The following is a 12,748-nucleotide window of genomic DNA, read 5'->3' as shown; positions in this document are numbered from 1 at the left end:
CCTGGCCAGCCAACCGAATTGCTTGACGAACATAGAGCATTGGAACCACCTGATCCCTTCCCGAACTCAGAAGTGAAACGATGCATCGCCGATGGTAGTGTGGGGCTTCCCCATGTGAGAGTAGGTCATCGTCAAGCGCCTAACACCCAGCACCCCCGCTCAGTTCACTCTGGCGGGGGTGTTGTCTTTGGGGCGGAAGAAAGTCGAACGGAGTTCGGGATGCCGTTGCTGAAACTGCTGAGTGATGGAAAATTTCATTCCGGCGTCGAGCTTGGTGAAGCCTTGGGCGTCTCCAGAAGTGCCATCTGGAAGCGGCTGAAGACGCTGGAAGATGACCTGGGCGTCGAGGTTTTCAAGGTTCCGGGACGGGGTTACCGCCTGGAGGAGCCCCTGTCGCTGCTCGATGCAGAGCGGATCGCGCAGGAGGGCGGTTGGCCGGTAACGGTCCTGGCCTCCATAGACTCCACCAATGCCGAGGCGCAACGCCGTCTGCCGCAGCAGCAACCGCCATTCGCCTTGCTGGCCGAGCATCAGCAGGCCGGTCGTGGTCGTCGTGGCCGCGCCTGGGTCAGCCCCTATGGCAAGAATCTCTATCTCACCGCCGTGGTCTCCAGCCCGGGCGGGATCCAGAAACTGCAGGCCCTGAGCCTGACCATGGGCCTGGCGGTGATCCGTACCCTGCAACAGCTGGGCGTCGAGGACGCCTGCCTGAAGTGGCCCAACGACGTCCTGGTCCGCGGGCGCAAGCTGGCCGGCATCCTCATCGAGTTGTCGGGTGATCCGCAGGACGTCTGCCAGGCCATCATCGGTATCGGCATCAACGTCAACATGCGCCTCGCCGACAACATCGATCAGCCGTGGATCTCCATGGCCGAGGCCTTGGGCGGTCTGCAGGACCGCAACCAGGTCGCCAGCCTGCTGCTCCGGGAAATCGACAGTCTGTGGCAGATTCATCGCCGGTCCGGATTCGCCGCCCTGCGCAGCGAGTGGGAGCGTTATCATGGCTGGCAAGGTCGAGCGGTAACCCTTTCTTCGGGGGTTCGCTGTATCCAGGGCACAGTGGCAGGAGTTGCCGAAGATGGGGCTATTCTCATGCATGTAGACGGTCAGACGCAGGCATTCAGCGGTGGCGAATTGAGCCTGAGCCTAGATCATGATTCTTGAACTCGATTGCGGTAACAGCCTCATCAAGTGGCGCCTGCTCGCGGCCGGTGCCGAGGTGGTGGATACCGGCATCGAGGACAGCGACGACGCCCTGATCGCGGCGCTTTCCCAGTCGGACAGTCCTGCCCTGGCGGCCTGCCGGCTGGTCAGCGTGCGCAGCGACGAAGAGACCCAGCAGCTCAAGGAGCGGCTCACCGCCACCTTTGGCATCGCCTGTCACCAGGCCCTGCCGGTCGAGGTATGGAATGGCGTGCGCAATGGCTATCGTGACCATCAGCGTCTGGGCATGGATCGCTGGCTGGTGATCCTGGCCGCGGTGCAGTTGGCCGAGGGCAAGGCCTGCGTGGTCCTGGACCTGGGGACGGCGGTCACCGCGGATCTGGTCGATGCCCAGGGCGAGCATCAGGGAGGGTTCATCTGTCCGGGGATTCCGTTGATGCGTCGGGAACTGCAGACCCATACCCGTCGGATCCGCTACGATCCACATTGGGCCAGTGGTGAACGCTACGAGGCGCCGGGACGCACGACCATCGAGGCCGTGGAGCGTGGGTGTCTGTACATGCTCAAGGGTTTCGTCCGTACCCAATACGAACTGGCTCAGGAAATGTTCGCCGAAGGTTGCGAGATCTTTCTGACCGGGGGTGACGCGGAACTGGTCAAACATGTCGTTCCGGGCGCGCGGATCGTGCCCGATATGGTGTTTGCTGGATTGGCTTTGGCGTGTCCGCTCGAGAACGAATGATGCGTTGGTTGTTTCTGCTATTGGTGGTACTGAACGTTTTCTACTACATATGGCACCAACAGCAGGTGCCGTTGCTGGGTAAGGAAATCGCCCCTCTGGCGCTGTACAAAGGCGAGCGTGAGAACATTCGCCTGTTGAACGAGACGGCATCTGGTGACGCTGCGCGGCGTCAGTGACGGCGGTACCCTTCGATGAGGAGCGAAGATGCTGACGCTAGGTAATCTCTGCCTGTTGCTGGGCGCGGTCGGCATTGGTCTGTGGTTCTGGCATGCCCATGGCATTCGCGAGCGCGCGCTGCTGCTGGCCGAGCAGGAGTGTCGCCGCCGCAAGGTGCTGCTGCTCGATGGCGCCGTGGCTTTCTCGCGCTTTCGCTGGCTGGCCGATGCCCAAGGACGCAAGCGCCTGGCGCGACTGTTTTCCTTCGAATTCACCGTGACGGGAGAGGAGCGGCTCGACGCCTCTCTGGCCCTGTTCGGCAAGACCCTGGCCAAGGTCGAATTCGCCCCCTTCGTGGTACCCGAGGTCGAACGCCCGACGGCCGATTCGGTAGTGGCTTCGGCGCCTGCCTATCAGGCCAAGCCTGAGCATGGCCAGGTGGTCTATCTGGACCAGTGGCGGCAGCGCCAGCGTACCGAGACTAATCGGCGGCAAGAGCCGGAGTAGTCCGGCATACCTGCTTTCGACAGCTTTCCCTTCCCCCATCCCGACGCTCAGCACCGCTGCTCCGCTCCGGCTTTTTCGTTTCTCTTCATGTGATCCCTGATGTTCAGCCCTCTCGTTACCTTTCCTGCGCTCTATTTCGCCACCCTCCTGATGCTGGCCGGTTCCGGTCTCTTCACCACCTATATCGGTCTGCGACTGACCGAGCAGGGGGCGGGGGACCTGTGGACCGGCGCCCTGATGGCGGCCTATTACTTCGGGCTGGTGTGCGGCGGCAAGTTCGGCCATCGACTGATCGCCAGTGTCGGCCATATCCGTTCCTATGTGGCCTGCGCCGGTGCGGCGACGGTCACCGTGCTCATCCATGCCCTGATCGATGACCTGAACGTCTGGATCGCGCTGAGATTCGTCATGGGCGTGGTGATGATGAATCAGTACATGGTGATCGAGAGCTGGCTCAACGAGCAGGCGGAAAATCACCAGCGTGGCAAGGTGTTCGCCGGCTACATGGTGGCGGTGGACCTGGGGCTGGTGATCGGCCAGGCGTTATTGGCCTGGCATCCGCAACTCGACTACAAGCCGCTGCTGCTGGTCGCCATCTGCTTCGCTTCCTGCCTGATTCCCCTGGCCATGACCCGGCGGGTGCACCCGGCCAAGCTGGTGGCGGCACCGCTGGAGATCCGTTTCTTCTGGCAGCGGGTGCCCCAGTCGCTGGTGACCATCTTTACCGCGGGGCTGCTGGTGGGGGGCTTCTATGGCCTGGCGCCGGTGTTCGCCAGTCGCAGTGGCCTGGATACGGCGCAATCGAGCTTCTATGTGGGGCTGTGCATCGTCGCGGGGTTCTGCGCCCAGTGGCCGCTGGGCTGGCTGTCGGATCGCCTCGATCGCTGCAAGCTGATCCGCGCCAATGCGGTGTTGCTGTGCCTGGCGGCGGTACCGCTGTGGGGACTGATCACCTTGCCCTATCCCTGGCTGCTGGCCGCGGGCTTCGTCTCGGGCATGCTGCTGTTCACCCTCTATCCGCTGGCAACGGCCTTTGCCAACGACCATGTCGAACCCGAGCGGCGCGTGGAATTGTCGGCGATGCTGCTGACCACCTATGGCGTGGGGGCCTGTATCGGGCCGCTGCTGGCCGGTGCGGCCATGGAGCATTTCGGCCCGGGCACCTTCTATGTGCTGACCTCGGCCTATGCGGTGATCCTGATCGTCTTCGTGCAGCCCCGCTTCGTCAGTGGCGAACACCGGCTGGACGAGGCGCCGCTGCATCACGTGGCCATGCCGGATACGGTGAGTCCGATGGCGGCGGCACTGGATCCGCGCATCGACGAGGTGCCGCAGGAGCTGGTGGTGGAGGCGCCGGCCAGTATCGGGCCGGGTGGCGAGAAGAGCCACTGAGCGAGCCCGGCGCAAGGCCGGGCAGGAAGGGACGGCTAGGACTCAGGCCTGGCGGGTCTGGCCGGCCTTGATCAGGCGGTCGAGGGTCTGGGCCGAACCGTTTTCGGCCAGGGCGTCATCCTGCAGGCGATGCTGCTGACGGTCGATCAGCCGACCCATGGGACGCTGGCTGGATTCTTCGGCCACCGTATCGTCACCGAGGCGCTGCTGCTGGTCTTCGATCACCTGGCCCAGGGGGCGCAGACTGGATTCCTCGGCGATCCGGCGTTCCTGCACCTGGCGTTGCTGCTGCTTGATGACTTCACCCAGGGGACGCAGGCTGGATTCTTCGGCCAGGGTGCGCTGCTGCAGGCGCTGCTGCTGTTGCTTGATCAGCTGGCCCAGCGGGCGCTGGCTGGATTCCTCGGCGACCTGGGTGGCGGCGCTGGGGGTGAAGGCGAAGTCCTGGGCGAAGGTGTTCAGGGCCAGGGCGGTCATGGCGAAACCGAAGGCGATACGCAGGTTCATGATGGTGTCCTCTGGGGAAACTGTGCTGGAGTGAGTTCAGTATCCCGAGCAGGACCGCTCGAAAAAAATAGACTGGCGAGATAGTGACTATCAGCGCCGTCGATGCCTTTCAGAAATTCTCTAGCCTCCCGTCGATGATTGCTCCTTTTCCGCTTCGCTTAGGTGCGCGCCGCCGAACAGCTCGCGCAAGGCGGCGGCATAGTCGCGCGTGCCTATCACCATGCTGTTGGAGTGGGTCCCGCCGGGGATCAGCAGCAGGCGCTTGGGCGGCCGGGCCGCCGCATAGAGGGCTTCGCTGAAGCGGGGAGGGACATAGCGATCGTCGCTGCCGTGGACGATGAGCACCGGGATATGGATGTCCGGGATCTTGTCCAGGGAGTCGAATTTCTCAGACATCAGCCAGCGCAGGGGAAAGCGGGTGTCGACCACCGCCGAGGCGGCATCGGCCAGGGTGGTGAAGGTGGATTCGATGATCAGACCGGCCGCGGCGGGGTAGTCGCCGGTGGGATCCCCGTCGCGGGCGATGCGCCAGGCCAGGTCCACCGCCACGGCGCCGCCCAGTGAGTGGCCGTAGATGTATCTCTTGCGGGGATCCGGCTGCAGGCTCTGCAGGTGCTTCCAGGCGACCCGGGCATCCTGGTAGACACTGCGTTCGGAGGGCACGTCGCCAGGACTTTCGCCAAAGCCGCGATAGTCGATGGCCAGCACCGAATAGCCGAGTTGCCGCAGGGTGGCGATGCGCCGGACCTGGGCGGTGAGATTCCAGCGGGTGCCGTGCAGATAGAGCAGGGTGGGGGCGTCCGGACGGCGGGCGGGCCACCACCAGGCGTGCAGGTAGTCGGTGCCGGTCAGGCCGTCCGGCACCGGCAGGTTGAACTGGCGGACGCCTTCCGGCACGCCGGTGAACCAGCTGGCATTGCCCGGCTCGATGCTGAACACCCACTGGCGTTCGCGATAGGCCAGTTCCGAGCAGCCATAGGGGACCCCGACCCCGACCAGCAGGGTAACGAAGAGCAGCGGGATCAGGCGACGGCGGAGCAGGGTGGCGAGGGACATGGCTTTCTCTGGATACCGGAAGACGCAGGGTAGGGGCATTCGTCGCCTGGCGCGAACCCCCGTTTCGGTTGGACAGTCATCCTAGAGACAGCGACTGCAGTGATCCCCAACCTGAGGTGAGCCATGAGTGCGACGGCCAAGAAGAGCGATCCCGAACTCTGGGAAAAGGTGAAGAAAGAGATTACCGAGGGCGACAAGGGCGGCAAGCCCGGTCAGTGGTCGGCGCGCAAGGCGCAGCTGGCCTCCCAGGAGTACCAGAAGCGCGGTGGTGAATACCAGGGCGGCAAGGGCAAGGACAATCATCTGCAGCAGTGGACCGACGAGAAGTGGGACACCCGCTCCGGCAAGAAGTCCGAGGAGACCGGCGAGCGCTATCTGCCGGAAAAGGCCCGCGACTCCCTGAGCAAGGAAGAGTACCAGCGCACCACCGCCAAGAAGCGCCGTGACACGCGCCGCGGCAAGCAGCATTCCAAGCAGCCGGCCGATGTGGCGCGCAAGACGGCGGCGGCGCGTGAGTCGGGCCTGGCCGGTCTGACCAAGGACGAGCTGATGAAGCGTGCGGCGCGCCGCGAGGTGCGGGGCCGGTCGCGCATGAAGAAAGACGAACTGGTGAAGGCGTTGCAAAAGGCAGGTGAAAAATGAGCACCAAGAAGGCTTCCAACGACGACAAGAAAGACGACAAGAAAGAGGTCCGCAGCGAGTTCAAGCAGGTGGTCAACATGACCCCGAGTCAGCTGCGCAAATGGCTCAGCGGTGACACCAGCAAGGGCGTGGGCATGACCAAGGGTGGCAAGAAGGTCAAGGCCGCCAACGACGGCAAGGCGGTCGGTCATGCCATGGGTGAGCGCATCCTCGAGCTCAAGGGCAAGCGCCAGGCCGAGCTGGAAGACGACGACTACAAGGCCATGCGCAAGGTCATCGGCTATGTGCATCGCCACCTCAAGCAGCGACCGGATGGCGACATCGAAGACTCGCGCTGGCGCAAGTCGCTGATGAACTGGGGCCATGACCCCCTGCGTGACAAGCGCAGCGCCTGATCCCGACGAACCGCAGCCCAGGCTGCGGTTTTTCTTTTCATGCAGAGTGACTGGCCGAATTTGTGTGCAACTGTGACGCCGCAGCGCGGGCGCAAAGGAGTAGGGTAGCCGCCTAACTATCTGAATGCGTTCAAGGAGTTGTCGATGGCACCCCGGGATCTGTTGCTGGCACTGGTCGTCATTCTGGCCTGGGGGGTGAACTTCGTCGTCATCAAGCTCGGCTTGCATGGCGTGCCGCCCATGCTGCTGGGCACCCTGAGATTCTGTCTGGCGGCCTTTCCGGCCATCCTCTTCGTGCGGCGTCCCCAGGTGTCCTGGCGACTGCTGCTGGCCTACGGCCTGACCATTTCCCTGGGTCAATTCGCCTTCCTGTTCTCGGCCATGTACGTGGGCATGCCGGCGGGGCTGGCCTCGCTGGTCTTGCAGGCCCAGGCCTTCTTCACCCTGGCATTCGCGGCGACCTTTCTCGGTGAGAAGGTGCGCCGGGCGAGCCTGGTCGGGCTGCTGGTGGCGGCACTGGGCCTGCTGCTGATCGGTACCGAGCATGGCGTCACCATGACCCTGGCCGGCTTCCTGCTGACCCTGGCAGCGGCGGCCATGTGGGGACTGGGCAATATCGTCACCAAGAAGATCGGCAAGGTGGACATGCTCGGGCTGGTGGTCTGGGGCAGCCTGATCCCGCCCATTCCCTTTTTCGTCCTGTCGCTGCTACTGGAAGGTCCCGAGCAGATCGCCACGGCGCTGACCTCGCTGTCGGCCGGTTCGATCTTCGCCATCGTCTACCTGGCCTTTATCGCCACCCTGGTCGGCTACGGCATCTGGAGTCGGCTGCTGTCACGCTATCCGGCCGGCCAGGTGGCGCCCTTTTCCCTGCTGGTGCCGGTGGTGGGGCTGACCTCGGCCGCCGTGTTGCTGGGTGAGCAGATGACCCTCCAGCAGGAAGTGGGTGGCGTGGCGGTCATGCTCGGCCTGCTGATCAATGTCTTTGGCGGCCGCTGGCTGGATGCCAGGAGCAAGATGTCATCCAGTGCATGATGTTGCACGTTCGTAAATGATTGTGCATGATCTGCTGGTCCTCCTGGAGTATCAGCCATGACTGCCATTCACCTTCCCGAAGAACGCCAGGCCGCGATCCTGGCCCTGCTGCGCGAACAGGGCCGGGTCCTGTCCGCCGAGTTGGCCGCGACCTGGGGCATTTCCGAAGACAGCGTGCGTCGCGACCTGCGTGAGCTAGCCCGCCAGGGGCTGTGCCGCCGGGTGTATGGCGGGGCGCTCTCGCTGCTGACGCCACCGGAGGCGCTGCCGACGCGTATCGGCCAGGACGAGGCGGCCAAGCAGACGCTGGGCCTGGCCGCGGCCAGGCTGGTGCAGCGCGGGCAACTGCTGTTGCTGGATGCCGGCTCGACCAATCTAGCCATCGCCCAGGCGCTGCCCACGGATCTCGACCTGACCGTGGCCACCAATGCGCCGGTGATCGCCGCGGCGCTGCTGCAGCGCCCGGGCATCCGGGTGCTGATGATCGGCGGCCTGGCCGCGCCGGAATCGGGCGCCTGCCTGGGCGCCCGGGCGCTGCGCGATCTGCGCGGCGTGCGCGCCGATCTGGCCTTTCTCGGGACCTGCGCCCTGGCGGTGGAAACCGGGGTGACCGGCTTCGACCTGGAAGAAGCCGAATTCAAGGTGGCCGTGGCCGAGCAGAGCGGTCAGGTCGCCGTCGCGGTGACCGCCGAAAAGCTCGACAGCGTGGCCTTCTATCACGTGCTCCGCCTCGATCAGCTGAACCACCTGGTGCTGGAACCGGGGCTGAGCGAGGAGCGTCTGCAACCCTATCGTGACGCCGGCCTGCAACTGCATTCGCTGGCCAGCGACCGCTAGCCCGCTCAAAGGATCGCCATGACTTCCGCCGTTTTGCGTCGCCAGCGTCGCGCCACCTTTACCGTCTTTCTCGCCAACGGCTGCGGGATCGGCGGCTGGGCGGCGGCCATTCCCGAACTCAAGCGCGATCTGCTGCTGGGCGACGGCCAGCTGAGTCTGGTGCTGTTGGCGGTCGCCCTCGGCGCCCTGCTGACCATGCCCTTCGCCGGGGTGCTGGTGCCGCGCCTGGGAGGGACCGGCCGCCTGACCCGCCTGAGCATCCTGACCTTCGTGCTGGTGCTGAGCGGGCCCGGAGTGGCGCCGTCGCTGGGCTGGCTGCTGCCCTGCGCGCTGTTGCTCGGCGCCTGCAACGGACTGATCGACGTGGCCATGAACGCCCATGCCAGCGATGTGGAAAGCCGCTGGAACGGTCCGCTGATGTCGTCCTTCCATGCCGCCTTCAGCCTGGGCGGCTTTCTCGGCGCCGGCCTGGGGGCCCTGGTGCTGCACCTGGGCGCCTCGGCGCTGGCGGTACTGCTGGCCGCCGCCCTGGTGGCGCTGGTGCTGGCCTTGCCCGCCGCCCTGGCGCTGGACGAAGGCGATCGCAGTCCGGTCAGTCATGCCCTGCGCCTGCCGGATCGGCGAGTGCTGGCACTGGGGCTGATCGCGCTGGGCTGCCTGATGCTGGAAGGCGCCATGACCGACTGGAGCGCCGTCTACTTGGGCCAGGTGGGCGGGGCGAGTCCGGTGGTGGCCACCTTGGGCTATGCGGCCTTTTCACTGACCATGCTGGTGGGCCGGCTGTTCGGCGACGGCATCCGCGGCCGCTTCGGCGGTCCTCGGGTGATCGTTGGCGGCGCCCTGCTGGCGACCCTGGGCCTGGCCCTGGCGGTCCTCCTGCCGGCGCCCGGGACCGCGATCCTCGGCTTCGCCCTGGTCGGCCTGGGCCTGTCCAATGTGGTACCGGCGGCCTTCAGCGCCGCCGGCCAGGTGGCCGAGACACCGGCTGCCGGCATCGCCATGACCGCCACGGCCGGCTATCTCGGCTTTCTGCTCGGTCCGCCGCTGATCGGCGCCGTGGCGGGGCAGGTGGGCCTGCGCGGCAGCCTGCTGCTGCTGACCCTGATCGGGGTGGCGGTGGCGCTGCTGGCGCTGCGTCAGCGCAAGACATGATGTCTATCCAGGGAACCCCGCTGCGCTGAGCAGACCCAAGAGGGAACGGAAATCCAAGGAGGCGGCCATGACGCGCCCACGCAAGATCCTCGCCTGGCTGCTGGGAATCATCCTGCTGCTGCTCGTAGTGCTGGTGGTGGTCCTCGCCACCTTCGACTGGAATCGGCTCAAGCCGACCATTAACGAGCAGGTGTCGAGCGCCTTGCACCGACCCTTCGCCATCGAGGGCAACCTGGGCGTGGTCTGGCACCGCGAGCCGGATCAGGGCGGCTGGCGCGCCTGGATTCCCTGGCCGCACATCGCCGCCGAAGACCTGACCCTGGGCAACCCGGACTGGGCCAAGGAAAAGACCTTCGTCCACCTCGACCGGGTGCAGTTACGCATCTCGCCGCTGGCGCTGCTGGCCAAGCAGGTCTATATCCCGCGCATCGACCTCACCGGGCCGGTGGTCAACGCCCAGCGACTCGCCGATGGGCGCAACAGCTGGACCTTCGAGACCGCCGAGAAGGACCCCAAGGCCGAACCCTCGGCCTGGACCGTGGATATCGGCACCATCGGCTTCGACGCCGGCCAGGTCGGCTTCGACGATGCCCAGACCGCCACCCGGCTGCGCGCGCGGATCACCTCCCTGGACGCCCCCATCGCCTATGCCGATCTGGTGGGCAAGCAGGGCACCTCGCGCCAGCGCTCCCACGTCAAGCAGACCCAGCCCTTCCAGTTCGCCCTGGCGGTGGAAGGCAGCTACAAGCAGGTGCCGGTCAGTGGCCGTGGCCAGATCGGCGGACTGCTGGCGCTGCAGGACGCCGATGTGCCTTTCCCCATCCAGCTCGATGCCCGGGCCGGCGAAACCCGTGCCCAGGTCTTTGGCACCCTGACCGATCCGCGGCGCCTGGGTGCCCTGGATCTGCACCTGGTGCTGGAGGGCAAGAGCCTGGCGCAGCTCTATCCGCTGACCGGGGTCACCCTGCCGGAGACGGCCCCCTATGCCACCGATGGCCATCTCACGGTCAAGCTCAATGATCCGGCGGGCGCCCGCTTCAGCTACGAAGACTTCAATGGCCGGGTCGGCAAGAGCGACCTGCACGGCGAGGTGCTGTTCACCGGCGGCAAGCCACGGCCCAAGCTCAGTGGCACCCTGCGCTCCGATCAGCTGCTGTTCGAGGACCTGGCGCCGCTGATCGGCGCCGATACCAAGGAGCAGCAGGTGGCCAAGGGCGAGACCAGCAAGCAGCCGGCGGACAAGGCCCTGCCGATCTCCGAATTCCGCACCGAGCGCTGGCGCGCCATGGATGCGGACGTGCGTTTCACCGGCAAGCGCATCGTGCAGAACGCGCAGCTGCCGATCACCGATCTCAACACCCACGTGCGCCTGACCGATGGCGTGCTGCTGCTCGACCCCCTGCGCTTTGGCGTGGCCGGGGGTGATCTGAACACCACGGTGCGCCTGGAAGGCGACAAGACGCCCCTGCAAGGGCGGGTCGATCTGCATGTGCGCCGGGTCAAGCTGAACCAGCTGTTCCCCACCGTGGAGACCATGAAGCGCAGCATGGGCGAACTCAATGGCGATGCCACCCTGAGTGGCACCGGCAACTCGGTGGCGGCGTTGCTCGGCACCAGCAACGGCGAACTCAAGCTGCTGATGAACGACGGCCGCATCAGCCGCAGCCTGATGGAGCTCGCCGGACTCAACGTCGGCAACTATCTGGTCGATCGGCTGTTCGGCGATGACGAGGTGGAGATCAATTGCGCGGTCGCCGATCTCGATTTCAAGAAGGGCCTGGTGCAGCCCCAGGTCTTCGTGCTCGACACCGAGAACGCCCTGATCAACATCACCGGCACCATCAACCTGGCGAGCGAACGACTGGATCTCACCGTCGATCCCCACAGCAAGGGCCTGCGCATCTTCTCGCTGCGCTCGCCGCTCTATGTGCGCGGCACCCTGAAGAATCCATCGCCAGGGGTGAAGGCGCTGCCGCTGGCGGCACGCGGCGCGGCGGCGGCACTGCTCGCCACCTTCGCGGCGCCGGCCGCCGGTCTACTGGCACTGGTGGCGCCGAGCAACGAGCAGGGCGCCCAGTGCAGCACCCTGTTGCAGCAGATGCGCGCAGGGCGTTGAACTCTTGCGCTAGAGCGGGTTCGCGGTACTTGACAGACGACCGTTCGGCGGCGTCTGACGGGCGGAAAAGAACCGCTCTGGTTGCCCGGGCTCTATAGAAATAACCCGAGTCGGGCAGCCTTTTCGCGGAGACCTCTCATGCGTGACGACACCGATAGCCAATACGAAATCCACTACAAGTTGCTGGGCGAAAGCTATACCGACCGTATCAGCAATCTCGACGTACCCATCACCGACGTGGTCCGCGAACTGGCTTGCCGGCACCTGGATGCGATCAACGACGAGCGCTTCCACCTGGCCGATATCGAGTCCGGTCAGGCGCTGGTGGCGCTGCACGATGTGTCCATCCATCGCGTCTCGCCGGAAGCGCCATGAAGCGCCTGCTGAGTGGTGTATTGCTGGCCCTGACCCTGCTGGGGCTGACGGCCTGTTCCACCGAGACGGTGGTGACCCTGCAGGACGGTACCCAGTACATCACCGAAGATCGTCCCAACACCAAGACGGCCGACGGCTTTTATGAATTCACCGACGTGGCGGGTCGTCATGTACGGGTGAAGGCAGCCGATGTGGCCACCATCAAGGCGGAAGACTAGCCAGGAGACTGCCATGCCCCGCGGCGACAAGTCCAAGTACAGCGACAAACAGGAACGCAAGGCCGAGCACATCGAGGAGAGCTACGAGAAAAAGGGCGTCTCCAAGGAGGAAGCCGAAGCGCGGGCCTGGGCGACGGTGAACAAGCAGTCCGGCGGTGGTGAAAAGGCGGGCTCCGGCAAGAGCAAGAGCGGTACTGCCAAGCGCGCGGATCGCAAGGACTCCGCACGGCGAGCGGTGGCCACCAAGCAGGGCCAGTCGCCCAACAGCGGGCGGGCCTCGGCACGGCGTTCGCGCAGCGGCAGCACCTCGCTCAGCGACATGACCCGCGACGAACTGGTGAAGAAGGCCGCCGAGCAGGATATTCGTGGTCGTTCGCGGATGAAGAAGGACGAGTTGATTCGTGCCTTGAGCTGACAGTCGAACACGCAAGAAAAAGCCGGACTTGGTCCGGCT

The 12,748-nt window shown here is 65.3% G+C and carries 16 protein-coding genes and 1 rRNA gene; 15 read left to right on the top strand and 2 right to left on the bottom strand.

The annotated features are described in order from the left end of the window. Positions 1-21 precede the first annotated feature (21 nt). The 6 genes from rrf to PSEK12I1_RS0109295 all read left to right on the top strand — a co-directional run bounded on the left by rrf (position 22) and on the right by PSEK12I1_RS0109295 (position 3,961). Positions 22-137: ribosomal RNA gene (gene rrf, locus PSEK12I1_RS0109320) — 5S ribosomal RNA — on the top strand. Positions 138-219: 82 nt separating this feature from the next. After that, positions 220-1,164, top strand: coding sequence for a bifunctional biotin--[acetyl-CoA-carboxylase] ligase/biotin operon repressor BirA (birA, locus tag PSEK12I1_RS0109315; RefSeq protein ID WP_027601356.1), 945 nt, complete (start codon positions 220-222; stop codon positions 1,162-1,164). Beyond that, entirely contained in the window at positions 1,154-1,906 is a 753-nt protein-coding gene (locus PSEK12I1_RS0109310; protein ID WP_027601355.1) for a type III pantothenate kinase, read from the top strand. The genes birA and PSEK12I1_RS0109310 overlap by 11 nt, the downstream gene beginning before the upstream one ends. Beyond that, on the top strand, positions 1,903-2,082 hold the full coding sequence (locus PSEK12I1_RS23625) for a hypothetical protein (RefSeq protein ID WP_037006863.1): 180 nt from the start codon (positions 1,903-1,905) through the stop codon (positions 2,080-2,082). The genes PSEK12I1_RS0109310 and PSEK12I1_RS23625 overlap by 4 nt, the downstream gene beginning before the upstream one ends. Before the next feature lie 28 nt (positions 2,083-2,110). After that, positions 2,111-2,569 (top strand): DUF3301 domain-containing protein, encoded by a 459-nt coding sequence (locus PSEK12I1_RS0109300; RefSeq protein WP_007162609.1) that lies wholly within the window; start codon positions 2,111-2,113, stop codon positions 2,567-2,569. Between the two features lie 99 nt (positions 2,570-2,668). Further along, positions 2,669-3,961: an MFS transporter gene (locus tag PSEK12I1_RS0109295; protein WP_027601354.1), complete on the top strand. Its 1,293-nt coding sequence runs from the start codon at positions 2,669-2,671 to the stop codon at positions 3,959-3,961. Between the two features lie 42 nt (positions 3,962-4,003). On the opposite strand, the gene PSEK12I1_RS0109290 is transcribed toward PSEK12I1_RS0109295, so the two are convergent. Beyond that, positions 4,004-4,468, bottom strand: a complete 465-nt coding sequence (locus PSEK12I1_RS0109290; protein WP_027601353.1) for a hypothetical protein — start codon at positions 4,466-4,468, stop codon at positions 4,004-4,006. Positions 4,469-4,588: 120 nt separating this feature from the next. Then, complete coding sequence (locus tag PSEK12I1_RS0109285) at positions 4,589-5,524, bottom strand: alpha/beta hydrolase (protein WP_007162606.1); 936 nt, start codon at positions 5,522-5,524, stop codon at positions 4,589-4,591. Positions 5,525-5,647: 123 nt separating this feature from the next. Between PSEK12I1_RS0109285 and PSEK12I1_RS0109275 the strand changes: the two genes are divergently transcribed. The 9 genes from PSEK12I1_RS0109275 to PSEK12I1_RS0109235 all read left to right on the top strand — a co-directional run bounded on the left by PSEK12I1_RS0109275 (position 5,648) and on the right by PSEK12I1_RS0109235 (position 12,709). Beyond that, positions 5,648-6,166 (top strand): hypothetical protein, encoded by a 519-nt coding sequence (locus PSEK12I1_RS0109275; protein ID WP_007162605.1) that lies wholly within the window; start codon positions 5,648-5,650, stop codon positions 6,164-6,166. Next, a complete protein-coding gene (locus tag PSEK12I1_RS0109270) occupies positions 6,163-6,561 on the top strand; it encodes a DUF3140 domain-containing protein (RefSeq protein WP_007162604.1) in 399 nt (132 codons plus the stop codon). Before PSEK12I1_RS0109275 ends, PSEK12I1_RS0109270 begins: the two co-directional genes overlap by 4 nt. 144 nt (positions 6,562-6,705) lie before the next feature. Next, positions 6,706-7,596 (top strand): EamA family transporter, encoded by an 891-nt coding sequence (locus PSEK12I1_RS0109265; RefSeq protein ID WP_027601352.1) that lies wholly within the window; start codon positions 6,706-6,708, stop codon positions 7,594-7,596. Between the two features lie 57 nt (positions 7,597-7,653). After that, positions 7,654-8,433, top strand: coding sequence for a DeoR/GlpR family DNA-binding transcription regulator (locus PSEK12I1_RS0109260; protein WP_027601351.1), 780 nt, complete (start codon positions 7,654-7,656; stop codon positions 8,431-8,433). Positions 8,434-8,451: 18 nt separating this feature from the next. Beyond that, positions 8,452-9,585 (top strand): MFS transporter, encoded by a 1,134-nt coding sequence (locus tag PSEK12I1_RS0109255; RefSeq protein ID WP_027601350.1) that lies wholly within the window; start codon positions 8,452-8,454, stop codon positions 9,583-9,585. Positions 9,586-9,652: 67 nt separating this feature from the next. Then, positions 9,653-11,701 carry an AsmA family protein gene (locus PSEK12I1_RS0109250; RefSeq protein WP_027601349.1) on the top strand — a complete coding sequence of 683 codons (2,049 nt, stop codon included), beginning with the start codon at positions 9,653-9,655 and terminating at the stop codon, positions 11,699-11,701. A 138-nt stretch (positions 11,702-11,839) separates the two neighbouring features. Further along, positions 11,840-12,076, top strand: coding sequence for a hypothetical protein (locus tag PSEK12I1_RS0109245; protein ID WP_007162599.1), 237 nt, complete (start codon positions 11,840-11,842; stop codon positions 12,074-12,076). Beyond that, the gene (locus PSEK12I1_RS0109240; protein ID WP_027601348.1) at positions 12,073-12,294 is read left to right on the top strand and encodes a YgdI/YgdR family lipoprotein; all 222 of its coding nucleotides are present in this window, start codon (positions 12,073-12,075) and stop codon (positions 12,292-12,294) included. Before PSEK12I1_RS0109245 ends, PSEK12I1_RS0109240 begins: the two co-directional genes overlap by 4 nt. Positions 12,295-12,307: 13 nt before the next feature. Continuing rightward, on the top strand, positions 12,308-12,709 hold the full coding sequence (locus tag PSEK12I1_RS0109235; RefSeq protein WP_027601347.1) for a Rho termination factor N-terminal domain-containing protein: 402 nt from the start codon (positions 12,308-12,310) through the stop codon (positions 12,707-12,709). The last annotated feature ends 39 nt before the right edge of the window (positions 12,710-12,748 follow it).

The organism is Pseudomonas sp. MOIL14HWK12:I1 (genome assembly GCF_000510705.1).
Classification (GTDB): domain Bacteria; phylum Pseudomonadota; class Gammaproteobacteria; order Pseudomonadales; family Pseudomonadaceae; genus Chryseomonas; species Chryseomonas oryzihabitans.
Note: the sequence above shows the minus strand (reverse complement) of the source record. Positions and strands in the feature narration are given on the sequence as shown.